This window comes from Phycisphaerales bacterium (genome assembly GCA_020852515.1).
Taxonomy (GTDB): domain Bacteria; phylum Planctomycetota; class Phycisphaerae; order Phycisphaerales; family UBA5793; genus UBA5793.
On the sequence record JADZAS010000005.1, the window covers coordinates 15,103 to 37,286 of the forward strand.

Here is a 22,184-nt window from a genome sequence, read left to right on the forward strand (position 1 = left end):
ACCTCACGGCTGCGCACGACAACGCGAGTACGTCATCCAGGCGAGGATGATGGCCAGCGCCAACGTCATTGACAACTGTACGTCGGTTCAACCAGTGCGCTACGGCACTAGCGATGAACAATGAGCCGAGTTGCATCGCTCAACTTCACGCGATGCAGGAGATCAACGAGCGTGCCGACTTCCCGCGTTATGGCCTCGATCGACTGGCGGCGTTGAAGGTGTTCCTCAGCCACTTCCGCCTGCCTGCTCAATGGCATAAGGCCGAACAGACCGCCGCTGCCCTTCAACTGGTGGATGTGATCCGCAAGCGCATCGAGATCCTCTTCGGCCAGGACACGCTCAATTTCTGCAGCGCGACTGGCGAGACTGGCAATGAATGCCTCCAGGTATGGCTTCACCGCATCGTCCGAAAGTGTGCTGGTGAGGGCTTGCTCGCCTGCCGCAGCCGCGGGCTCGACACCGGCGCTTCGTGCCGGCTCAGCGCCCTTCATGTACTTCGCCAGGGTCTGAAGCAACAGAGCGCGGCTCACAGGTTTGCTGAGATAGTCGGTGCAGCCGGCATCGATGCATTTACGGCGATCTTCCGGCATCGCGTGGGCAGTCAGGGCTATTGCCGGTGTGTCAACGCCCTGCGACCGGAGCCGTTGCATGGCGCCGTAGCCGTCCAGCACCGGCATCTGCATGTCGATGACGATGGCGTCGAATGCCTCCTGACGTTCACGCGCCGCCTCTACGATCTCGCAAGCCACCTGTCCATTCTCTGCTTCGATCACGTCAGCGCCCGCGAGACGAAGATAGAGCGCCAACAGTGCGCGGTTATCGGCGCCATCCTCGACCAGCAGGATGTGCCCGCTCAGACGCACCGGTATCGAGTCATCCGGACCTGGCTCGCGCTCGGCAAGCACCTCGCTGCAGTCCTCGATCATCCGCACACCCTCAAGCGACCCGGTGGCGATGTAGAGCGAGAAGGTGCTTCCCCGATCCGGCGTCGAGTCCACCTCGATCCGTCCGCCGAGCATGTGCGCCAGTCTCTGGCTGATGGTCAGTCCGAGACCGGTACCGCCGTACCTGCGGGTGGTCGATGAATCCGCCTGGGCGAAGGGTTTGAAGATCCTCCCCAATTGGGAGGCGCTCATGCCAACGCCTGAGTCGATGACGTCGATCTTCAGCATCGGCTTCCCCCCATCCTCCGACTGGATGAGTCTGCTGGTGATCTTGACCCAGCCCGAGTCGGTGAACTTGATCGCGTTGCCGACGAGGTTGATGAGAATCTGCCGCAATCGCGTGGGGTCGGCCTGGATGAATTCGGGAATCGATCCGTCGGTCCGGGTCTTGAGGGCCAGTCCCTTCTCGACGGCCCGTACGCGCATCAGGGACACCACGTCATAGAGCACACGGCACGGTGAACAGGAGACCTGCTCGATGGCCAGTTCTCCCGCTTCGATTTTGGAGAGGTCGAGTATGTCATTGATGATGGTGAGCAGGTGACTGGCGTTTCGGCGGATGATCCCGACGGCCTCCTGGCGCGCCACGACTTTCTGGGAAGAGTCGTTCAGGAGGTCCGCATAGCCGGTAATGGCCATCATGGGAGTGCGGATCTCGTGGCTCATGTTGGCGAGGAACTCGCTCTTGGTGCGGTTCGCCTGCTCGGCGGCGGTCTTCGCCAGGCGAAGATTATGATCGCTGCGTTCGAGCGACTTGCTGTAGCGCACAAGCGTGCGGGTCAGCGCCCAGCCGAATCCGGCCATGCACGATCCGCAGAGCAGAAAGAGCACTCCAATCGTGCTGAGCAGCGACGCAATCGATTCCTGGATCGAGGCGGTGGACTGAAACGCCGCAACCTTCCACCCCGCTGAAGGTACCGAGCTCGTACTGACGACACAGCGTGGGCCGTGTTCGGGCCTGAGAATGGTTGTCTTGCCCGCGGCGAGTTCGATCGGCGACTCTAAGTATTCAATTGCCGGCGACGTAACTGCACCGTCTTGAGCCACCTGTACGGAGTGGCCGTTCTGATCGACAAGCAGGAACCCGACCTCGCCATTGGGCGCGAGGTCTGCAATGCGGCTTTGCACGTCAGTCAGGGGATATTGCCCGACCAGGAATCCGACGGTCTGCCGGGCTGTATCGCGAATCGGTGTCGCGATGGCGACGACGTAAGGCTGTCCCAGCGCGGCGCGCCGGTACATCTCCGAGACGTAGGTGTCCTGACGCTGCGAAACACCACGGAACCAGTCGCGATCCGCGAAGCTCTTGCCGATCACTGCTGGGTCGTGCGGATAATCGAACCGCTCGACTCCCTGCGTGTCTGTTACGAATGCTCGCGTCAGCCGGGGACTGCCGGTGACGAACGACTCGAGGCGCGCCTGAACCGCTGCCTGGTCCCCGCCCTCGATCGCCTCGCGCAGGGCGGGAGCGGAAGCGGTGCTGCGGGCATGGTCACAGAGACTGCTGAACTCCTCGTCAATGGCGAGCGCGAGCGTCCGACTGACCAGGGCGTTGTTGTTCTCCAGCTCAGACTCGAGCTGACCGCGCAAGCGGATCGAGATGCTTGAAATGAGAATGACGGTGGGAATCGCCAGCGCGAGAAACAGGGCGCCATACAGGCGCCATCCCGATCTCAATACCCAGGGAATCCCGGGCATCTCCGGTTCACGGGTTGTGTCTTGACTTTGATTCGGCATGACAGACTCAGCCAGCGGCCCCGAAGGCCAGATCAGTTTCGGCTTTCGGTGGATAACCAGCACCACTTATCGGCCAATTGGCGGACCCGGGTTAGCTGGTGATGCCAAGGATCAAAGCGGGTGCCCGTTCGCCCCCAGCCGACTGGCTGCTCGCGGAGCGACCCTCGGCCCTATTTCGCCGTGTACTGCCCGGCTGCTTGAACTCTTTCACGCCTGACAAGTACCAGCAGGTGCCTGATCGCGCGGCAGTTCGATACCGCCTGAAGGTATGAGCAGATTGAGGAACGCTCGCGCATCGTTCACCAGCACGCGCCGAGTTCGAACGCGATGCCCGGCTAACAGCGCGCGAGCGCGGAACGGCGCAGGTGAAACCCGCTGGGGAGCCGGTCGGCGCGTGCCAGTCGTCAGAGGAGGAGCCTCGCGCCGCTTCCAGTGCCTCGCCGTCAACCGCGTTTTTGCCAGCTCCACGGCGGTTGGAGGTTAACGCTGCGCGCGAGCGCCAAGAGCCCTCCGCCAAAATCAACCAACGGTTTGAAACCGTTCGGATCGGACCCCGTGCGGGACTCGAACTACGATGGACGTCACAGTTTCGCGGCCGGCCGCGCTACCTCCGAGAGCGATCTCGACGTCCTCGTGAGGTCATCCCCGTAGATGGGCGATGGCCTGCGTAATCGGCCATCGGACGCAACCATGACCCAGACCCTGCGCATCGACCTGCCGATCCTGCTCCCCGCGGTGTTCGATGCGCGGGATGCGTGCGTCCAGCGCCTGATGGCCCTTGCCGCCACGGTGCCCGGCGTCGAACGCGCGCACGTTGATGATGGGACGGAAGATGCGGGGATGGGAGGTGCGGAGAGAGTTGTGGTGGCGGGGGATGCGGGGAGGGAGGGCACGCTTCGACTGTGCATCCACTACGACCCCGCGCGGGTGACGATGGCACAGGTGGAGACTCAGGTGCGGGCGGCGGGGGCCGGGATCACTGAGCGATACGGGCACGCGCTGCTGCACTTCAGCACCGTCGATAGCGAGGATGCCGGGCTGCGAATCGAGGATGGGCTGCGCAAAGAACCGGGAGTTCTGGCCGCGTCGGTCAACATGGCCGGCCAAGTCGCTCGCATTGAGTTCGACAAGCGGTTGACGTCCGAGGATCGAGTGGCGCTGGCGCTCCGCCGACTGCTCGGGATCGGGCGGGCCGCTCCTGCGGCAGCCGCTCCGACGCCGAGGCCCAACTGGTACTCCCGGAACACGGAACTCGCGTGGAGCCTCGCGGCCGGGGTGCTGCTCATGGCGGCGTGGGTGCTGGAACGGTGGGCGGGATTGCCACACATCGCGGCGGTCGGGCTGTACCTCGTTTCTTACGGATTCGGTGCGTTCGACCTGGTGAGCCACACACTCAAGAAACTCCGCCGGGGCAGGTTCACGTTCGACATTGATCTCCTGATGCTCCTGGCGGCGGTCGGGGCCGCGGCTATCGGGGCGTGGGCCGAGGGGGCGTTCCTGCTCTTCCTCTTCTCCCTCGCTCACGCGATGGAGCATTACGGCCTGGGCCGAGCCCGCGACGCCATCAAGGCGCTGGCGGACCTCGCCCCGCCCATGGCCCGCGTGCTGCGCAACGGCACGGAGCACGAGGTGCCCGTGGGCGAGGTGGCAATAGGCGAGATCGTCATCGTCAGGCCCGGAGATCGCATCGCGGTGGATGGGAATGTTCGGGCTGGCCGCAGCGCTGTGGATCAGGCGCCGATCACCGGCGAATCAGTGCCCGTGGACAAGGAGCCCGGCGCCGAGGTCTTCGCCGGAACCGTCAACGGCGAGGGCGCGCTCGAAGTAGAGACGACTCGGGCCGCGGGCGACCGCACGCTCGACCGCGTCGTCCGGCTCGTGACCGAGGCCCAGACCCTCAAGGCCCCCACGCAACTGTTCACGGAGCGATTCGAGCGCATCTTTGTGCCCATCACGCTCGCCGCGTCAGCGCTGTTGATCATCGTCCCACCGCTGCTGGGCGTTTGGACGTGGAGCCTGAGCTTCTATCGAGCCATGACGCTGCTGGTCGCGGCCTCGCCGTGCGCTGTGGCGATCGGAACACCCGCGGCAGTGCTCGCGGGCATCGCCCAGGCGGCACGGCGCGGCGTCCTCATCAAGGGTGGAGCGCACCTTGAGAACCTCGGCACGATCAACGCCATCGCGTTCGACAAGACCGGCACGCTGACCATCGGCAAGCCCGAGGTGACGGACCTGCGGCCCGCCGACGGCATAAGCGCAGAGGAGTTGATCAGAGTTTCTGCCGCGGTGGAGCGGCGCTCGCAGCACCCGCTCGCGGCCGCGATCGTGCGACGCGCGCAGTCGTCGGGTATCGTGCTTCCCGAAGCCGGCGAGTTGCAGAGCGTGACGGCCAAAGGCGTGCGCTCGGAGGTGGAGGGAAAGGTTGTGGAGATCGGGAGCCTTCGACTCTGGGAAGGCGATGGCGTGATCCCATCGCCAATCAACACCGCCGTCGATTCGTTACAGAAGGCCGGCCGCAGCATCGTGGTTGTGCGGCACGGCGAGCGGTGGCTGGGCGTCATCGGTGTCGCGGACCAGCCACGCGCAGGAGCCAGGGCAGTGCTCGATCAGCTTCGCGGGTTGGGGATCCAACGTATCGTGATGCTCACTGGCGACAACCGCGGCGTGGGCGAAGCCGTGGGCCGCGAAGTCGGCGTGGACGAGGTCAAGGCCGGCCTGCTCCCCGAGGACAAAGTTGCTGCGATCCGCGAGATGGTTCAGACCTACGGCAGCGTCGCGATGGTCGGAGACGGCGTGAACGACGCCCCGGCGCTCGCCAACGCGACCGTGGGCATTGCCATGGGAGGCGCGGGGACGGCGGTGGCTCTGGAGACCGCGGATGCGGCGCTGATGGGCGACGACCTCTCCCGCCTGCCTTTCGCGTTCGCCTTGTCGCGCAGGGTGCGGGCGATCATCCTCCAGAACCTGTTCATCGCGCTGGGCGTAATCGCGGTGCTGGTCACCGCATCCGTCGGCGGCTGGTCCGGGATCGGTCCGACAGTGATCGTGCATGAAGGGAGCACGCTTGTTGTGCTCGCCAACGCGCTGCGGCTTCTGGTCTTCCGCGGGCCTGCATCAAACCGCTGATGCCGCAGGTCTGGGACTTTTTCGCTGCACCACGGCGACTACCTCATCCGCCGCATCGCGCGGCGCGTGCAGGGCAACGCCGAGGGCGTGCTCCCGCAACCCGCGCTGCGGTGAGCGATGGGATCGCCACCGGGGTGGAGCTGCGGACGCAGGCTCCGGGAGCCGGCGCTGGCAGAGTAGGCCCTGTTCACCGGCGCGAAGTCCAGTACGCGTCGGCGTCGGCCTCGAGCTTGTCCAGTCGCGTGTAGTAATCCGGGAACTCCTTGAGGTGCGCCCATGCGATCTTGCCGGTCAGCAGTTCGTCGTCGTTGGTGACGTTAGTGTCCGGATCGCGCAGGCCATGTTCGAATTCCACTTCCAGTCCGCGTCGGAACTGGTCCAGGTCGACTGTGTCCCAGCGGATGTGAAGTGAATCGCCGATGCGCTTCGCCTCGTCTGCGCTGATGCTTCGTTTGCTCATGATCAATGCTCCGGTGTCCAGGTTGAAAATGATAGAGCGAGAACAGTGCTCTGGTTGCGCCTCGCGTGAGTTCAACAGCAGAGTTGCTCTTGCCGCCTCGCGCGCGACTTCAATATCCCATCGCGTAGGCATCCAGTAGCCGACGGCGGCGGACCGCGGAAGGCCAATTCCTGAGCACCTCGACCATGGCGATCGTCGCGCGCAGTTCTTCCCACACTTTGCAGCGTCGCGGTGATAGCCCTGCGGCACCGAGGTCGGAATGGCCATGAGATTTCTGCTGATGCGCAAGACGATCCCAGGGGAGGCGCAGCTCAACCGTGGGGACTGGCAGCCGACGACCGGAGACGCGACAACCGGCCTTTTCTGACGAGAAAGGGCATCCGCCGGTCTCAAGGGAGAGATTGCCCCTATGCATCGCCTTTGCATCCCATAGGTAAAATGCTGTGGCCGAGGACGGAGATCGAGTGCCCTGCCACGGGTGGCCCGGCATCGTGGGAATCAAGTGATCCGCCTGCGGCTTTCCGACAAGGTGGATGTTCATGGCGTGCCAAACCACAACCAACCAGTCTGGTCTCACAGCGCACTCACCTCGTGGCCCTCTCACGCGCAATGGCAGACTCGCGCAGCTGGTGCTCGACTCAGCGCCGGACGCCATGGTCGTCGTCAACCAGCAGGGCAAGATCATCCTCGTCAATCGGCAGACCGAGCAGTTGTTCGGTTACAGTCGAAACGAACTGCTCGATCAACCTGTTGAAATCCTCATGCCGGAGCGTTTTCGCAAGCGGCATGTCGAGCATCTTGCCCGCTATGTCGCCGAGCCGCGCATCCTCGCTATGGGCACCGGGCTTGACCTGTACGCCCGATACCGCGATGGGAGCGAGTTCCCCATTGAAATCATGCTCAGTCCGCTTCGTATGGGTAGGCAACTGCTCGTTTCCTCCGTCATTCGCGATGTCACCGAACGCAAGCGGGCGGACGTCGAATCCCAATCTCAGCGCCTGACGACCCAGCGCCTGCTCGACCTCCGCTCGCAGGAACTCCGAAGCAAGTCCGAGGAACTTCATGTCGCCGAAGCGATGGCCACCATCGGCACGTTGACCGCCGGCATCTTGCACGACCTCGGCAACGCGTTGCAGCCGATCCGCTGTCACCTCAGTGCTTTGCACAAGCACGAGAGCATTGACGCCATCGACAACGTCAAAGCGATCGAGAACGCCATGGACTACATCGGCGACCTCTGCAAGCGGCTGCGCCTGCTGATGGCCCGTACTGAACGACAGGACAACGCGGCGACGGACCTTAACGAATGGTGGCGTGAGGTGACGCCTTTGCTCACCGGCGTTTTGCCGCGCCAAGTCAAACTGGAGCCCGCGATCCCCGACGACCTGCCGCTCGTGCAGATCGGGCGCGTCGAACTGACCCAAGCGGTCTTCAACCTCGCCCACAACGCCAGCCGCGCATTGCGCGGCACCGAGCCAGCCATTCTGAAGATCTGGGCCGTGCCGTGTGCCGACGGCCACACGATTTGCGTCCGCGTCACCGACAACGGCGAGGGCATGCGCCCTGAGACAAGGGAGCGCATCCTGAACTCCACCTTTACCAACGGAACCCAAGACGCGGAAGCCGGCCTCGGGCTCAGGCTCGTCAAGTCAATCGTTAGTCGCGCCAAGGGCTCAATCGATATCGACAGCGAACCGGGCAAAGGCACCACGGTCACGCTCGTGCTTCCCACCGAGCACAACGGCTCACCACTCCGGGCAAGTCCATGTGCAAAGAGTTCGTAGGCTGGGCAGGCGCAGTTCAATCTCGCGCTGCTGCGGGCGAGAGTGCTTCTCGATGTGGGTTCCCCTCAAAGTGCCCAGACGGCAATCCAACGCGCGCTTGATGGCCTCCGCGACGAGTCAGGCCCCAGAGCCGACGACAGGCTCAACGACGCCGAAATGCTCTACGCGCTCGGCATCGTTGCCGAGGTGAGGACGCAGCTCGAGATCGCGATGCGCAACTACGAGGACAAGTCCGAGCCGATCACCCGCACCGCGCCCGGAGCCGTCGTCTGCTCGGAATGATCCTCCCGAAGAAGGACAGGTTCAGACCGCCGAGGAGTTCCTGCGCGAGGCGCTGGCGCTCGACATCGAGTTTGGCGGTTTGGACGCTCGGGAGTCCGCCAAGTCGCGCTCACTCTCGGCCGGTTCCTCACCACCGTCGATCGCGTTGACGAAGCACACGCCGAGCTTGCGGAAGCCGAGCGAATCCTGCGATTAAGCTCGTTTTACGAAGGACTCTTGCTGCCCCGCGTGCTGGAGGCAAAAGCAGCGGCGGGTCGGTAGCCGTTGCAGCTCGACCCGACGCGCCGCAACTGGTGCCGCGCCTGGCAGATTCCCTTGATCGCACCGGCTGGCGGTCGATAGCTGCTCGACTGCCGCCTCGTCCTTGAGGTCGAGGCGGCCCCTGTCCGTGAAGCCGCCAACGCATGAGATGAATCATGCTCGCCGCGCTTGCCAGCTGAAGCAAGGCGTGTCAGGCATTGCCGCGTGGGCCGCGCACCACTCTCGCTAGCGTGCCGATCAAGCCGCAGAAAGTCAGCGCCCACGCGGCGAGGGCGATGTAGATGAAAGCGCGCGGCAAGGGAGTGAGGAACTCGACGGGCAGCACCTGCGTGAGGCGGTAGGTGCAGACGGTGTACATTCCCAGGGGAAAGACGGCGCCCCAGTAGAGCGGGTCATAGCGCAGCGGGAAACGGCGGTAGCCGTGCCGCCACACGCCGAGGATGATGAGCATGGGAATCCACCACGTGGCCGTCGCCCAGAACAGCAGCGTGACGCCGCCGAGGAAAGGCGCGAGGCTTTCGAGCAGCGCCGAGGTGGAGGCGTTGTCGATGAGCACTGTGCCGGCGAGCGTGGAGATGGCCATCGCGCCCATGTTGATCCAATACGGCGGAGCGAGGTCGGACGGCTCAAGTGCGAAGAAGGTGTAGCGGTAGAAGATGAGCGAAATGATCCAGACGTAGAGCATTCCGCCGCCGAGCCAGAACATGAGCGAAGCGAAGAGCACGGCTTGTCGCGACGGTTCGAGGTAGTGCGACACCTGGCCGCCGAGCAGCGAGACGGCCTGGGTGCCCACGACGGCGACGAGCCAGCCGCCATTGATGCCGCGCGCCAGTTCCGGCTTGGATTGCTTGACCGTGAGGCTGGCGAAAACGGTGTAGGTCAGAACGATCCAGAGCAGGAGCCCCAGAACCCACAAGCCCGTGGCGAGTTCGGGGAGCGCGAGGATGATCAGGCACTGGCTGCCGAGAACGCACGTGCCGGCGATCATGGTGAAGAAGCCCACGCCGCGGTTGTGGTCGCGCAGGTCGGCGACGAATCTCGATGGGAAGCGCCCGAGGCGGATAGCGGTCATGCTCCAGAGGCTGACGTAGAAGACGACGTTGAGCCACAGCAGCGCCAGGGCGATCAGGTGGAATCCCAGCAGGTGGCACGCATTGGAGATGATGCCGGTGGCCATCACCAGCGCGAAGTACGCGGGATGCAGATCGCGCGCGCCGGCCAGCACTCGCCCGCTCAGGGTTGAGTGAGCCTCGGCCGCCCGCGCGGCTGAGACCGCGGCCGGCGGCGGGCTCGGCGATGGCGGGTTCATCGCTCCATCCTGTAGAGGTAGCGCAGCAGGCCGAGGTTGAGAGCGAAGCAGAGGATACTCACGATCGCCGCCGGCCAGATGACGGCGTAGTCTCCGCCGAGCCACGCATTCATCGTCGCCGTGAGCAGCCACAACTGGAGCACGGCGAGAATAAGGACAAAGCACAGGATGCCATGCACGACGGCGAGGCGCTGTTCACGGGAGAAGGGCGGACTCTTGCGGCCTCGAGGCTGATTCATGTCGTGCGAACCTCCACGCCAGTTGCATAGACGCTGCCGTTGCGCACGTCGAGCAGAATCCTCGGCAGCGGGCGCCGCGGCGGGCCGGCGGTGGGCCGGCCCGTTGTGAGATCGAAGTAGCCGTGATGGCACGGGCAGCGCAGGCGGCTTTCACCCAGTTCCGGCACGACGGCGCACGCGAGGTGCGTGCACTCCTGGCCGTAAGCGAGCCACGTCCGCTCGCCGGTACGGGCGAGGAGGCACGAATCATGCGGGCCGGGGTAGGCGAAGGTGATGACGGCCCCGACGGGCACATCGACGACGCGCGCGATCTCGACGATGGCCGGCTCGCCGCGCCGACGGCGGCGCCAGTTCTCAAATCCGATCCACACCTGGCCGACGGCGAACGCGAGGCTGGTGAGCACCATGAACTTGGTGAAGTCGCGGCGCGCGACGTACTCATCCTGCGGCAGGTCGATGGGAAAGTCGCGCCGCCACTTGGGCTGCTGGCTCTCCGGCCGGCCGTCGGGCGTTCTGGCGGCGCTGTCCACTTCGAGTCTGGCCATCGTGCATACACCTCCGCGCCGGCGCAGTCGCACCACCCGGCTTAGGCCATGAGAACGTTGAGCATGATATCGCCGCCGCGCGACTCCTCCTCCATCGCTGCGGCGACGTCGATGTACTCGGGCCGCGCCGCGCGCGGCGCCATCATGTTGACCTTGGTCGTGACGATCTGCTCGCCGAATCGGAAACGGTTGATCGGCGCCGACCGCGTGCGCAACTGCTCGATCTCTTCGCGCGTACCGAAGAAAAGCGCCTGGCTCGGGCAGACGGTGGCGCACATGGGCTTGCGGCCGGTGGAGGTGCGGTCGTAGCACATGTCGCACTTCATCATGAGATCGAACTCGGACTTCATCTTCGGCACGCCGAAAGGGCACGCAAGCACGCAGTTGTTGCAGGCGATGCAGCGCGGCTTGCGGGCGCTCTGCACGACGCCGTCGCCGGTGCGCTTGATGGCGTCCGCCGGACACACTTCCGCGCACGTCGGGGAGTGGCAGTGCATGCAAATGACCGGCGTGGTCTGGGTGGAGACGGAGCGCTCGACGTATTCGAGATGGATCATCGAATGACCGCGATGCGTGTCGCACTCGCTGCACGCCTGCACGCACGCCTGGCAGCCGATGCACCGGTTCGGGTCGATGAAGAACTCGAGATGGTCAGGTACGGGCATGCTCTCTCCACGATCTGCCTCGCGCGGATCGCGCTCGGGCTACTGCTGCGGCTCGAATCGCGCCTCCCACTCCGGCGGTCCATCAACCCTGTGGATGCGCACGGCGCAGGCCTTGTACTCGGGGATTTTCGAGATCGGATCCTGCGCGGAAATGGTGAGTTGGTTCGCGCTGCGCCGGCCGGCCCAGTGGTATGGGATGAAGACCGTATCCGGGCGGATGGTCGTGACGACCAGTGCGCGAAGCGTGGTGTCGCCGCGCCGGCTTTCGATCATCACCCAGTCGCCGGTGGCGATGCCATGCTGATCGGCGAGGCGAGGGTGCAGTTCGACGCGCGGCTCGGGGTATTGCTCGACCAGCGGACCGATGCGACGCGTCTGCGTGCCCGACAAAAACTGACTCACCACTCGGCCGGTCGTCAACATCAGCGGAAAGTCCTCGTCCGTATCCTCGACAGGCGGACGGTACTCGGCGACGTTGAATCGCGCCTTGCCATCGGGGAAGTAGAACGGACCCGCGCCCTTGGCCACGGGGTTCCACGAGCCGGACTCGAACAGCCGCGGCGTGCCGGGGTGGTCCTCTGAAGGGCACGGCCAGAACACGCCGAACTGCTCCTCGATCTTCTCGTAGGTGATGCCCGAGTAATCGGCCACGCCGCCTTTGCTTGCTGCCCGGAGTTCGTCGAAGATCTCGCGCGGCGACGCGAAGGTGAAGCCGCGGTCGCGGCCGAGCGCCGCGGCGATGTCCTGGATGATCCGCCAGTCCTGCCGCGCCTCGCCGGGACACGGCACGGCCTTGTTGATCTTGATGACGCGGCCTTCGATCTGCGTGACCGTGCCTTCGTCCTCTTCGTGCAGCGAGCCGGGCAGCACGACGTCGGCATGCTGCGCCGTCTCATTGAGGAAGAAGTCGATCGCCACGTAAAAGTCGAGCTTTTCCAGCGCGCGCGTGACGAAGTTGTTGTCCGGCAGCGAGACTTTCGGGTTGAAGCAGATGCTCAGCAGCCCGCGGATCTCGCCGCGATCGATCTTGCGGATGATCTCGTAAGCATCCACGCCGGCCTGGGGGAGGTCGCGATCCTCAATGCCCCAGACTTTGCAGATGTGCGCGCGGTGCTCAGGATTGACGATGTCGCGCGCGCCGGGCAACTGATCGCACTTCTGCCCGTGCTCGCGGCCGCCTTGGCCGTTGCCCTGGCCGGTGATCGTGGCGTAGCCGCAGCCGTCGCGCCCGATGCGGCCGGACGCGAGCACGATGTTGATCGCGCCGAGCACGTTCTGCACGCCGTGCGCGTGGTGCTCGATGCCTCGCGCGTGGAGGAGGAAACTGGTGGCGGCCGTCCCCCACCACTCCGCGGCGCGCCGCAGCGAAGATTCGGTGATCCCCGTGACCTCGGCCGTCCGCGCCGGCGTCCACTCTTTGACACTCTGCGCCACGGCGTCGAAGCCCACGGTGTGCTTCTCGATGAAGTCGTGATCGAGCCAGTCGTGTTCGATCATGAGATGCGTGACGCCGGCAAACAAGGCCGCGTCACGGCCGGGCTTGACGGGCAGGAACAGGTCGCACGTGCGCGCGATCGGCGTGATGCGCGGATCGACCACGATGATCCGCGCGCCGTTCTCGCGCGCCTGCCAGACGTAATCGGTGGTGATCGGCGCGCATTCCGCGACGTTGGCGCCGCTGATCCAGACGAGTTCGGCTCTGGGAATGTCGCTCCACGGGTTGGCGGCGCGGTCGATGCCGAACGCCTTCTTGTTGCCGGCGGCGGCGCTGACCATGCACAGCCGGCCGTTGTAGTCGATGTTGGCCGTGCGCAGCGCCACGCGGGCGAACTTGCCCATGAGATAGGCCTTCTCGGTGGTGAGGCTCGCGCCGGTAAGCACGGCGAACGCATCCGCGCCGTGCTCGCTCTGGATGCGCCTGACGGCGTCCGCGACGCGCGCGATCGCGGCATCGTACTCCATGTTGCGAAAGCCGCCGGACGCAGATGGGTCGCGCTGCATGGCGTGGAGCAGGCGATCGGGATGCGACGCCTGGAGGTAGCGTTTCACGCCCTTCGGGCAGAGCATGCCGCGATTGAACGGGAACTCGAGCCACGGCTCAAAGCCGATGACCTGGTCGTCCTTCACCTTGAGTTGAATGCCGCACTGCTGACCGCAGAAGCAGCAATGTGTTTTGACGAGGCGATCCGGCTCGACTCCCGGATCGAGGCGGATGCCCGACATCTCGGCGAGGTGCGGGCCGAACTGCTCGACGATGCTCCTCCTGTCAACGGGAAGTGTGGCCATGGCTCTCCAATCGAGTCGCCCGCCCGGGCAACTGCTTGTTCTTCAACCGGCAATCGTCAGTCGTCGGCTCCCTCGCCACTGGAAGCCCACAGCGAGCCTTGCGCCACCGCCAGCGCCGATCGGCGGCAGCGGGGGCAGATCCATTGATAGTGCTGCACCGGTGAATCGGGAAGTTCGTATCGATAGCCGAGTTGGCGCTCGACGACGATCAGGTCCTCCACGTGCATGCGCGAGGCGAACGCGTCGCCGCAGCGCCTGCAGAGAGCCTGATCGCCCGCAGCCCCGGCGTCTTGGTAGAACGCAACCCCCAGTTGCGCCGGCCGCTGGAAGATGTGAAAGAACTTGCCAAAGGGAAGGTAGAGCAGCGTGAAAATCACCGTGATCGCGTGCAGGATGGCGAGGAAGTCAAAGGCGTAACCCTTCATCCACGTGTAACTGGCCGTCAGCATCAGGCCCGTGACGCTGATGGCAAAGAGCAGGATGAGCGGCAGGAAGTCTTCGCCGAATTCCTGCACGGCCGCGGCGCCGTGCTCGCGCATCCGTCGGCGCATCGCCAGCATGACGCCGGCGATCACGAGAAACGCCGCCCACACCAGGCCATGGAAGATGAAAAACCCGACCGCCGAGTCGATCGGAAAAGCGAACGTGGGCCAGCCGAAGAGGAAGGCGCGATACCACTCGAAGTTGCCCGGCAGCGTCTCGAAGTGAATCCAGCCGAACACGAGCGGGAAGGTGATCGCCGCGGCGATGACGCAGCCCCACATGATCAGCCAGTGGGCCGCCCATCTCGAGCGGCCGCGGCGCCAGATGAACAGGTTAAGGGCAAAGCCCTGCACGATGCGCCGCAGCCAGAGGGCGAGATTGCGTCCCAGCGCGCCGCGCCGGAAGAACACACGCCAGCCGCGGCGCCAGTACATCGCCGTGGGCGGCCGCTGGAGCCACATCGAGTAGCGATAGGTCAGCCCGAAGACGGCAAAGAGGCTCGCAAACGTGTAGCCGATGAGAGCCGCGTCGAGGTGCTCGAGGTTTCTTGAGCCAAGGACGATGAGAATACCCAGCAGCGCCGTCGCGAGCACGGCCCATGTGAAGGCCTTGACTACCGCCGGCATCTGGTTTCTTGCCGCGTCCTGCGCCATCACCCTGGGCACCTGTCAAGCAGTCGAGCGGATCGACGCCCGCCGGCCGATTCAATGAGCGCCGCCGCTCACCGAAGGCATCGATTCACGAATTGGTCGATTCTACACCGTCGAGGTTTCGCGTGACCGTGGCGGGATCCTCTGTTGCTCAAGCCACCTGCGAGCGAGCCGGCGGCTCGCTTCACATCGAATCCCAGCCCGGCGAAGGAACGATCGTCACGATCACCCTGCCGGCCAGCAACGCGCAGACGCTGGTCCGGACGAACAACCGGGAATCTTGCGATCCGGTGAAGTCCCGCCTCGCACGTGCGGGGACGGGACCAGCCGCGGCACCCGGATCAGCGGGCGGGAGACGGCTCGGGCCGCTTCTCCACGCCGCCCGCAGCAGGTCGGGCCGGGGGGCAAAGTCGGCGCCCGCATCGACTCCTGACGTTGTTTGACGCCGCGCAAAGCGCTATCATACGGGCTTCCCGACCACCCGATTGACGTCGCTGGGCTCGGGAGTTTACCAACGGCACAACCGGCCGCAGATTGCGGCCCGATGAGACCAGCAGGCGAAAGCAGACCGGCCATGAAAGACGAAATCCATCCCAAGTGGTATCCCGAGTGCAAAGTCATCTTCGACGGTAAGGTCGTCATGACCGTCGGGGCCACGGTGCCCGAACTCCGCGTGGACGTCTGGTCGGGTTCGCACCCGTTCTACACAGGCAAGAGTTCATTCGTGGACATCACCGGCCGCGTCGACAAGTTCCAGAAGCGCTTCGGCTCAGGCGCTGACTACTTCAAGAACAAGAAAAAGACCAAGTGATTCTCAGCTGCGGCTGAGCGGCTAAGTCGTGTACCTACAAAGGCCCCGGAGGCATTCCGGGGTCTTTTGTATTGCGCCCCGGGCGCTGACGGCCGGCCGCACCGGGTTTGACGCAAGGTGCGCGACCAGTCCGCACATCCGCCTGGAGCGAATCACCAGGCGACCGGCCCGTGACGCGGGACCGGCCGCTGCCCGGGCGCGGGGCATGGCTCCGGCCGATACGGGCACTTCCGGATTCTGGCAGAAAGGAGCATGAGATGGCGCGGAATCTCCACAGTGTGGGCGCGGGTGTCCTCTGTACGGCCGCCCTGTTGATCGGCACAATGGCGGCAAACGCCGGCCCGCCGCCGGTGCGCCACGCCGTGACGGATCTCGGCGTGGCGGTCGGTGCGTTCGGCATCACTTCGCGCGGCGAGGTCGTGGGCATCTTCCACGGCGCCCAGGGACAGTACCATGGCTTTCTCTCGTCGCGGGGCGCCTTCACAGATATCGGCTCGCTTGGCGCGCACCCCACCTTTGCACGGGCCATCAACGATGCCGGCGAGATCGTCGGCAGTTCCATCACGACGCGAGGTGAAGAGCACGCGTTTGTCAAGCGGGGCGAGATCATGATCGACTTGGGTACATTGGGCGGCACGTACAGCCACGCCAATGACATCAACAGTGCGGGAGTGATCGTCGGCGACGCGCAAACCCGCGGCCACGGCGGTCGTCACGGCGAGCAGCATGCCTGCGCCTGGCTGGATGGCCGCATGATCGACCTTGGCACACTCGGCGGCGCGTACAGCGAAGCGCACGGCGTGAACGACCTCGGCCACGTCGTCGGCTGGGCGTGGAATGCCCACTGGCGGCGGCGACCGTTCATCTGGTCGCAGTCCACTGGCATGACTGATCTGGGCACGCTCGGCGGCGTGGAGGGAAGCGCGCGAGATGTCAATTCGTTGGGCGAGGTGGCCGGTTCGTCGAGTCTGCCCGACGGTCTGCTTCATGCAACCCTTTGGCGCGACGGACAGATCATCGACCTCGGCGTGCTGCCCGATGCCGGCAAGCAGGGGCCGTACGGTCCGGAATTGATCGAGACCTACGCCACCGCGATCAACGACGCCGGCGAGATCGTCGGCAATTCGAGTCCTGCGTTCATTCACAGTGGCGCCTTCCTGTGGCGAGATGGCGAAATGGTGAGCGTGAGCAGTCTGATTGATCCCGATTCGGGATGGCAGATTTCCACCGTGAGCAATATCAACAATCACGGCCAGATCACCGGTATCGCCCGCGGCGCCGACGGCTTCTATCACGCCGTGCGCCTCACGCCGGTGCGAGCCGCCGACGTGGCGGGCAGATAACGGCGGGGCCTTTGGCTGAATCAATAACGACCCCGGAAGATGCTTCCGGGGTCGTTCCGTTTTCGCGTGGCCCTGGAGCGAGGAAGGGTGCACTCAAGGTCAGGCGAAGGGGTTTGGAGGCTGCAGTTACGGGATCTGCTCGACGTTGCTGGTGCTGCAGGTGTCCAGGTCGAGCAATTGGAGGAACCCGCCGCAGGCGCCGCCGCTCGTATTCCCGTTGATGGAGTTGATGCCGTTGGCGCCGGTGCTGATGGTCTGGACGAGCTGAATGTTCTGCGGCCCCAGACCCAGCGGCGTGCCCGCGCACGGGTTGCCGTTGGGAATCACCAGGCTGCCGCGGCTCGACGCGAAGATAATCGCGAGCATGCGCGATGCCGTCGCGCCCGACCACGTGAGATTGACGCCCCCAGGGCAGTGGCCGACGACTTCGAAACTGAACTCTGTTCCATCGCCGACTGCAAAGCGGCTGCCGGCTACGTTGAAGAACACCGCCGGCCCTGGCGTGAGCCGGTAGTCCACGTTGTTGCTCGTGCTGCGATCGCTGGACAGTCCCTGGAAGTGCAGAGCCTGCGTGTTCGTGGAGGGCAGGGGTCCGCTGAAGGGCGGTCCGAACTCGCCGTCGAGGTCGTTGTCAAGCGTGCCGTTGGTCGGGCCGGTGTAGCCCGAGCCGCCGTAGGCCAGCGACCAGACGACCGAGCCGAAATCATCTTCAAACGTGATGCGCCCGGCGGCCAGGTACGACGGTGGAATGGGGTTGGTCATCATGAAGTCGGGCTGGGCGTTGGGCGTGGTCTTGGTCACAAACGAACTCGTGGCGACGAGGATGCGCACGCCCGCGCCGGAGTTGTTGATGTTCGTCGGGAACTCGATGAGCGTCACGGGGTTCTGGCCCGCGGCGTCGTAGGCCTTGATCCGCTTGCCTGCGATGAAGTGCTGAAACGCAGAGCGCGTGCGGAGTTCGACGGCCTGGGCGGTGGTGTCGCCGTCGATGCCGCCGATAACGGCCTCGATCTGCATGAGATGGAAACTGAGCATCGACTCGCTGCTGGTGGCGGCGGTGGCGGCGCCGGCGGTGGCGCCAACGAAGGCGAGCGCAGCGGCGGCACGGCTCCAGCGCGCGTGGCGCAGGGGGATCTGCCGGAAGGTGTCCGATAGCATGGCGGCGAACATGTGCTGAGGTCCTCTCAATTCGGTTGATGGAAATCTGGGGTGACGCCGGCGGCAATCGCGGCGTCAAACAGCCCCGTGCTCATGTCGCCGGGAGGGACGAGTCTTGCGATGACCTTTCGTCGGCGCGAAATTTGGGCTTTGAAACCGCCGCGCCCGACACCCGTTCAGGGTGTCCAGCTTGGCGGGACCCACCTCGCCCGCCGCGGCAGCCGGAGCGCCACGCTCACTGCTCAGCGGCGCGGCTGCGGATGCTGTCGAGCACGTTCATGAAGTTGATGTACGAGTCGTACGGGCTTTCGTACGGGTTGAAGTACTTGTGCACGTCGCCATCGGCGAAGTATTTCGTGCACATGTAGTAGAAGTGGTCGCTCGTCGTAAGTTTGCGCCAGTCCGAGAGCAGGCCTTCGTCTCCCTTTGCCTTGACCGCATCCTCGAGTTTGTAGATTTCGAGCAGTGCGTTGGACTGCATCGCATTGCCCAGCCATGCGGAGAGGTCGCGCTCGGTGTCGGCCCAGGAGATCATGTGCGGCACGTCGTAGTCGCCCTCGGGCTGGTACTTCAGGCCACACTGGCTCGGAGTGAGGAAGTCGTTGTGCCCGGGATTGACGTCGAAGATTTTTTCAGGCAGCGCATCGAGAAAAGCGAAGATGCCCGTCTCTTCCCACTGGTGCTCGCCGAAGGTCTCGTAGTCCATGAAGAGGTTGCACACGTAGCCGTTGCCGTTGATCTGGTTCACCCAGCCGGCGAACTTCTCAGCCGTCAGCGGCCAGTCCGCCCAGCCGCGGTTGGAAAAACGAAAGGCAATGTCATCGCTGAGGCGGTAGTTCTTGAGCAGCAGCGTGATCTCGGGCGCCGTGGGCGGGCGATAGAGGAAGGTCGGCGAGCGGTAGCCCAGAAGGCCGTCCACGCCTTCGCAGAGAATGGTCCGGTACTCCCCCAGGCCCGAAATGAACCGGGCGAGGTCGTTGTTGTAGATGAGTTCGGTATTGCGGAACGTCGTCGGCTCGGCGTCGAACAGGTCCTTCATCAATGCTCGGTGCTTGAGGATCTGCTCGCGGAATTCCTCGCGGCTGTAGAGGAAACTCAGCGAGTGATAGTACGTCTCGGAGACGAACTCGCAGCAGCCGGTCTCGGCAAGTTGCACAAACAGGTCGAGCACGTCGGGGGCCCACTGCTTCAACTGGTCGATGAGCACGCCCGTCAGGGCGTAGCTCACGCGGAACCTGCCCTCGTGCCGCCGGACGAGGTCGAGAATGAGCCGCGTGGTCGGCCGGTAGCACTTGTCGGCGACCTTGCGGCAGATCTCGCTGTTCTTGGCGTCGTCGAAGTAGTCAAAGCCGGTATCGAAGACGCTGTAGCGCCGCAGGCGAAAGGGCTGGTGCACTTGGAAGTAGAAGCAGACGGAAGCCATGCGGTTCTCCAGTGGCCCGCTCATTCGGCCGAGCGGCGGGAGTAGATGGTATGGACGCTGCGCGCGGAGGCGCGGCGAGGATTCTTCGGCCGCGCCGAGGGCCGGTGCGTCCACCCCGCGGCCGCAGCGGACTATTCTTGCGGCATGGATCGCAACGCACTGGCACGGCGGATTGCCGAGGTGGCGCTGCTCCGCGGCGAATTCACGCTGCGCAGCGGGCGCAAGAGCCGCTACTACCTCGACAAGTACCTCTTCTCGACGCAGCCCGACGTGCTGCGCGAACTCGGTCGTCTGTTCGCCGAGCGCATCGAACCTCGCAGCGTCGATCGCCTCGCCGGAGCCGAACTGGGCGGCATCCCGCTGGTGACGGCGGCATCGCTGGCCACCGGCCTGCCGTGCATCTTCGTGCGCAACGCCAAGAAAGACTACGGCACAGCCAAGCAGATCGAGGGCACGCTCAACGCCGGTGAGAAAATCATCATCGTCGAAGATATCGCCACGACCGGCGGGCAGGTGCTCGAGGCAGCCAGGGCGTTGAGCGAACTGGGCGCTGTAGTGGACACCATCATCGCCACCATCGACCGCCAGGAAGGCGCTCGCGAGAACATCGAAGCCGCGGGCTACCGCTTCGAGAGCCTGTTCACCAAAGCAGACCTCGGGATCGACGAGTAGCGCAGCGCCATCACGCGATCGGGGTCACAGCCGGTCGAGGGCCGCAACGACGCGCAGCCGGGCGGCGTCCATCGGTCCGTCCATCTTCGCGCCCGAGGCCCGGGCATGCCCCCCACCGCCGAATTGCCGTGCCACCTGATTCACGTCGATCGCGTCCGGGCCGGGCTTGGAGCGCAGACTGAGTTTCACGCTCCCGCCGTTGGTCTCGGCGATCACACAGGCGACTTCAACTGACTCGACGCTCAGCGGCAGATCGGAAAAGCCGTGGCTGTCATCGGGCGTGGCCCCGGCGGCCTCATAGTCTGCCTTGCGCAGCGTCAAAACCGCCACGCGGCCCGCCGCCACGATCTCCAGCGACGTCAGCGCCCGAGCCAGCAGGCGCAGTCGGCTCGGCGGGTCGGTCTGCTCGATGGCGCGGAACAGAGCCGCATGATCGATGCCCGCCTGCACCAGCCGTGCCGCGTGGCGGAACGTCGCAGCCGTGGTATTGGAGAATCGGAACCAGCCAGTGTCGGTCGCGATCCCGAGATAGAGCGGCTCGGCGATCGCCCGATCCACCTCCACGCCCAGTGCGTCAATCAGATCGATCGCAATCTCGCTGGCGGCGCACGCGTCGGCGCGCACGAATCGGCAATCCGAGAGATCGGCGTCGCCCTGGATGTGGTGATCGATGATGCAGATCTTCTCGCGGTGTCGCTCCAGCCAACCGCCGAGCTCATTGAGTTGCGAGCGTGCGCCGGTGTCGGTCACGAGGATGAGATCAATCTCGTCACCCGGCTGGACCGACTCGGCCACGACGCTGATGGCCGTCGGCGCGATGAGCCGTTTGAACACATCCATCACCGGGCCGCTGTACCACACCTCAGCGCGCTTTCCGAGCCGCTCCACCGCCCGCGCCAGGGCAATGGTCGAGCCGATGGCGTCGCCGTCCGGCTTGACGTGCGTCGTGATGGCGATGCGCCCGGCCCGGCTGATTCGATCGGCGATCGTGTGCAGTTCGACGTTGGATTCGTACTTCGATGTCATGACGCCAGTGCGTGCCTCGCGAGCAGGTCCCGGCTGCGATCGATGTCGCGCCCGATCTGGCGGCGCACCGCCTCAACGCCGTCGAAGCACAGTTCGTTGCGCAGAAAGCCCTCAAACTGGACCGTGCACGTCCAGCCGTAGGTGTCCAGCGGCCAGTGGCCGTCAATCAGGTGCGCTTCGCAGCGGCGCCGGCCGCCGGCAAAGGTCGGCGCGGCGCCGACGTTGATCGCCGCGGGCAGCCACTGCCCCTGCGGGTCGCTGGCCCGGCCGAAGTACACGCCGTCGGCCGGGAGGATCGTCTCGGGAAGCAGATTCACCGTCGGCACCCCCAGCACTCGGCCGCGCTGATCGCCGCGAAGCACTTCGCCCTGCACTTCATACGGCCGGCCCAGCAGACGCCGCGCGTCATCCACCCGGCCGTGCTCGAGCAGCCATCGCACGAGCGAACTCGACACCGTGACAAGCGTGTGATCGCTCAGCACGGCCTGGGCGGGCGGCACGATGATCACTTCAAAGCCCAGCGCCAGACCGAGGTCCTTCAGGAGGCGCACGTCTCCGGCCCGGTCCTTGCCGAAGCGAAAGTCGGGACCTTCGACCATCGCCGCGGGCTGCTGGCGCTCGTTGACGCCGGCGATAAAGGATTCAGGGCAAGTCCCGAGCAGTTCGGGCGTGGGCTCCAGGGGGACGACTTCATCGACGCCGAGGTCGCGCAGAAGCCGCGTCCGCTGCGGTAGGCTCGTCAGCCGCGCCGGCACGGCGTCAGGCCGCAGCACCGTGGCGGGATGCGGGTCGAAGACCATCGCGATGATTCGCCCGGCGTCGCCGGCGGCTTGCCGGGCGGCGCGAATGAGCGCCTGATGCCCCGAATGGGCGCCGTCAAAATTACCGATCGTGACCACGGTCCGGCCGGGCATAGCGGCAACACTAGGCCCGCCACCGCAAATCTGCCAATGCGTTGTGGCGTTCCATGCCACGCCCGC

At 65.0% G+C, this 22,184-nt stretch carries 17 protein-coding genes; 5 read left to right on the forward strand and 12 right to left on the reverse strand.

The window, feature by feature from the left end:
* Nucleotides 1-107: 107 nt before the first annotated feature.
* Complete coding sequence (locus IT430_02895; protein ID MCC6906864.1) at nucleotides 108-2,642, reverse strand: response regulator; 2,535 nt, start codon at nucleotides 2,640-2,642, stop codon at nucleotides 108-110.
* A gap of 729 nt (nucleotides 2,643-3,371) precedes the next feature.
* On the opposite strand from IT430_02895, the gene cadA reads away from it, so the two are divergent.
* Nucleotides 3,372-5,807, forward strand: a complete 2,436-nt coding sequence (gene cadA, locus IT430_02900; protein ID MCC6906865.1) for a cadmium-translocating P-type ATPase — start codon at nucleotides 3,372-3,374, stop codon at nucleotides 5,805-5,807.
* A 187-nt stretch (nucleotides 5,808-5,994) separates the two neighbouring features.
* On the opposite strand, the gene IT430_02905 is transcribed toward cadA, so the two are convergent.
* On the reverse strand, nucleotides 5,995-6,267 hold the full coding sequence (locus IT430_02905) for a hypothetical protein (GenBank protein ID MCC6906866.1): 273 nt from the start codon (nucleotides 6,265-6,267) through the stop codon (nucleotides 5,995-5,997).
* Between the two features lie 539 nt (nucleotides 6,268-6,806).
* On the opposite strand from IT430_02905, the gene IT430_02910 reads away from it, so the two are divergent.
* Nucleotides 6,807-8,051 (forward strand): PAS domain S-box protein, encoded by a 1,245-nt coding sequence (locus tag IT430_02910; protein MCC6906867.1) that lies wholly within the window; start codon nucleotides 6,807-6,809, stop codon nucleotides 8,049-8,051.
* A gap of 733 nt (nucleotides 8,052-8,784) precedes the next feature.
* Here the strand turns inward: IT430_02910 and IT430_02915 are convergent.
* The 6 genes from IT430_02915 to IT430_02940 are packed head-to-tail and all read right to left on the reverse strand — an operon-like array spanning nucleotide 8,785 to nucleotide 14,747.
* Nucleotides 8,785-9,903, reverse strand: coding sequence for a tellurite resistance/C4-dicarboxylate transporter family protein (locus IT430_02915; protein ID MCC6906868.1), 1,119 nt, complete (start codon nucleotides 9,901-9,903; stop codon nucleotides 8,785-8,787).
* Nucleotides 9,900-10,142: a hypothetical protein gene (locus IT430_02920; GenBank protein ID MCC6906869.1), complete on the reverse strand. Its 243-nt coding sequence runs from the start codon at nucleotides 10,140-10,142 to the stop codon at nucleotides 9,900-9,902. The genes IT430_02915 and IT430_02920 overlap by 4 nt, the downstream gene beginning before the upstream one ends.
* Complete coding sequence (locus IT430_02925; GenBank protein MCC6906870.1) at nucleotides 10,139-10,687, reverse strand: Rieske 2Fe-2S domain-containing protein; 549 nt, start codon at nucleotides 10,685-10,687, stop codon at nucleotides 10,139-10,141. Before IT430_02925 ends, IT430_02920 begins: the two co-directional genes overlap by 4 nt.
* Nucleotides 10,688-10,728: 41 nt before the next feature.
* Nucleotides 10,729-11,352 (reverse strand): 4Fe-4S binding protein, encoded by a 624-nt coding sequence (locus tag IT430_02930; GenBank protein MCC6906871.1) that lies wholly within the window; start codon nucleotides 11,350-11,352, stop codon nucleotides 10,729-10,731.
* Between the two features lie 39 nt (nucleotides 11,353-11,391).
* Complete coding sequence (locus IT430_02935; protein MCC6906872.1) at nucleotides 11,392-13,638, reverse strand: molybdopterin oxidoreductase family protein; 2,247 nt, start codon at nucleotides 13,636-13,638, stop codon at nucleotides 11,392-11,394.
* A 56-nt stretch (nucleotides 13,639-13,694) separates the two neighbouring features.
* Nucleotides 13,695-14,747, reverse strand: coding sequence for an MFS transporter (locus IT430_02940; protein ID MCC6906873.1), 1,053 nt, complete (start codon nucleotides 14,745-14,747; stop codon nucleotides 13,695-13,697).
* Nucleotides 14,748-15,345: 598 nt separating this feature from the next.
* Here IT430_02940 and rpmE point away from each other — a divergent pair.
* The gene (gene rpmE, locus IT430_02945) at nucleotides 15,346-15,582 is read left to right on the forward strand and encodes a 50S ribosomal protein L31 (GenBank protein MCC6906874.1); all 237 of its coding nucleotides are present in this window, start codon (nucleotides 15,346-15,348) and stop codon (nucleotides 15,580-15,582) included.
* Between the two features lie 257 nt (nucleotides 15,583-15,839).
* On the forward strand, nucleotides 15,840-16,925 hold the full coding sequence (locus IT430_02950; protein ID MCC6906875.1) for a hypothetical protein: 1,086 nt from the start codon (nucleotides 15,840-15,842) through the stop codon (nucleotides 16,923-16,925).
* A 126-nt stretch (nucleotides 16,926-17,051) separates the two neighbouring features.
* Here the strand turns inward: IT430_02950 and IT430_02955 are convergent, their stop codons facing one another.
* Entirely contained in the window at nucleotides 17,052-18,095 is a 1,044-nt protein-coding gene (locus IT430_02955) for a hypothetical protein (GenBank protein MCC6906876.1), read from the reverse strand.
* Nucleotides 18,096-18,318: 223 nt separating this feature from the next.
* Entirely contained in the window at nucleotides 18,319-19,506 is a 1,188-nt protein-coding gene (locus IT430_02960) for a glycoside hydrolase family 57 protein (GenBank protein MCC6906877.1), read from the reverse strand.
* Nucleotides 19,507-19,650: 144 nt separating this feature from the next.
* Here IT430_02960 and pyrE point away from each other — a divergent pair, with 144 nt between their 5' ends.
* Nucleotides 19,651-20,178 (forward strand): orotate phosphoribosyltransferase, encoded by a 528-nt coding sequence (gene pyrE / locus IT430_02965; protein ID MCC6906878.1) that lies wholly within the window; start codon nucleotides 19,651-19,653, stop codon nucleotides 20,176-20,178.
* A 24-nt stretch (nucleotides 20,179-20,202) separates the two neighbouring features.
* Here pyrE and IT430_02970 read toward each other — a convergent pair whose 3' ends face one another.
* Both IT430_02970 and ribF read right to left on the reverse strand, forming a co-directional pair.
* A complete protein-coding gene (locus IT430_02970; GenBank protein MCC6906879.1) occupies nucleotides 20,203-21,204 on the reverse strand; it encodes a bifunctional oligoribonuclease/PAP phosphatase NrnA in 1,002 nt (333 codons plus the stop codon).
* A complete protein-coding gene (gene ribF / locus IT430_02975) occupies nucleotides 21,201-22,118 on the reverse strand; it encodes a riboflavin biosynthesis protein RibF (GenBank protein MCC6906880.1) in 918 nt (305 codons plus the stop codon). Before ribF ends, IT430_02970 begins: the two co-directional genes overlap by 4 nt.
* Nucleotides 22,119-22,184: the final 66 nt, after the last annotated feature.

Bases quoted from the DNA above. Each gene is read 5' to 3' on its own strand.
- IT430_02925 (MCC6906870.1), bottom strand. From the start codon at position 10,687: ATGGCCAGACTCGAAGTGGACAGCGCCGCCAGAACGCCCGACGGCCGG.
- pyrE (MCC6906878.1), top strand. From the start codon at position 19,651: ATGGATCGCAACGCACTGGCACGGCGGATTGCCGAGGTGGCGCTGCTC.
- IT430_02960 (MCC6906877.1), bottom strand. From the start codon at position 19,506: ATGGCTTCCGTCTGCTTCTACTTCCAAGTGCACCAGCCCTTTCGCCTG.
- IT430_02955 (MCC6906876.1), bottom strand. From the start codon at position 18,095: ATGTTCGCCGCCATGCTATCGGACACCTTCCGGCAGATCCCCCTGCGC.
- IT430_02915 (MCC6906868.1), bottom strand. From the start codon at position 9,903: ATGAACCCGCCATCGCCGAGCCCGCCGCCGGCCGCGGTCTCAGCCGCG.
- IT430_02930 (MCC6906871.1), bottom strand. From the start codon at position 11,352: ATGCCCGTACCTGACCATCTCGAGTTCTTCATCGACCCGAACCGGTGC.
- cadA (MCC6906865.1), top strand. From the start codon at position 3,372: ATGACCCAGACCCTGCGCATCGACCTGCCGATCCTGCTCCCCGCGGTG.
- IT430_02935 (MCC6906872.1), bottom strand. From the start codon at position 13,638: ATGGCCACACTTCCCGTTGACAGGAGGAGCATCGTCGAGCAGTTCGGC.
- IT430_02940 (MCC6906873.1), bottom strand. From the start codon at position 14,747: ATGCCGGCGGTAGTCAAGGCCTTCACATGGGCCGTGCTCGCGACGGCG.
- IT430_02950 (MCC6906875.1), top strand. From the start codon at position 15,840: ATGGCGCGGAATCTCCACAGTGTGGGCGCGGGTGTCCTCTGTACGGCC.
- IT430_02905 (MCC6906866.1), bottom strand. From the start codon at position 6,267: ATGAGCAAACGAAGCATCAGCGCAGACGAGGCGAAGCGCATCGGCGAT.
- IT430_02920 (MCC6906869.1), bottom strand. From the start codon at position 10,142: ATGAATCAGCCTCGAGGCCGCAAGAGTCCGCCCTTCTCCCGTGAACAG.
- IT430_02970 (MCC6906879.1), bottom strand. From the start codon at position 21,204: ATGACATCGAAGTACGAATCCAACGTCGAACTGCACACGATCGCCGAT.
- ribF (MCC6906880.1), bottom strand. From the start codon at position 22,118: ATGCCCGGCCGGACCGTGGTCACGATCGGTAATTTTGACGGCGCCCAT.
- IT430_02895 (MCC6906864.1), bottom strand. From the start codon at position 2,642: ATGCCCGGGATTCCCTGGGTATTGAGATCGGGATGGCGCCTGTATGGC.
- IT430_02910 (MCC6906867.1), top strand. From the start codon at position 6,807: ATGGCGTGCCAAACCACAACCAACCAGTCTGGTCTCACAGCGCACTCA.
- rpmE (MCC6906874.1), top strand. From the start codon at position 15,346: ATGAAAGACGAAATCCATCCCAAGTGGTATCCCGAGTGCAAAGTCATC.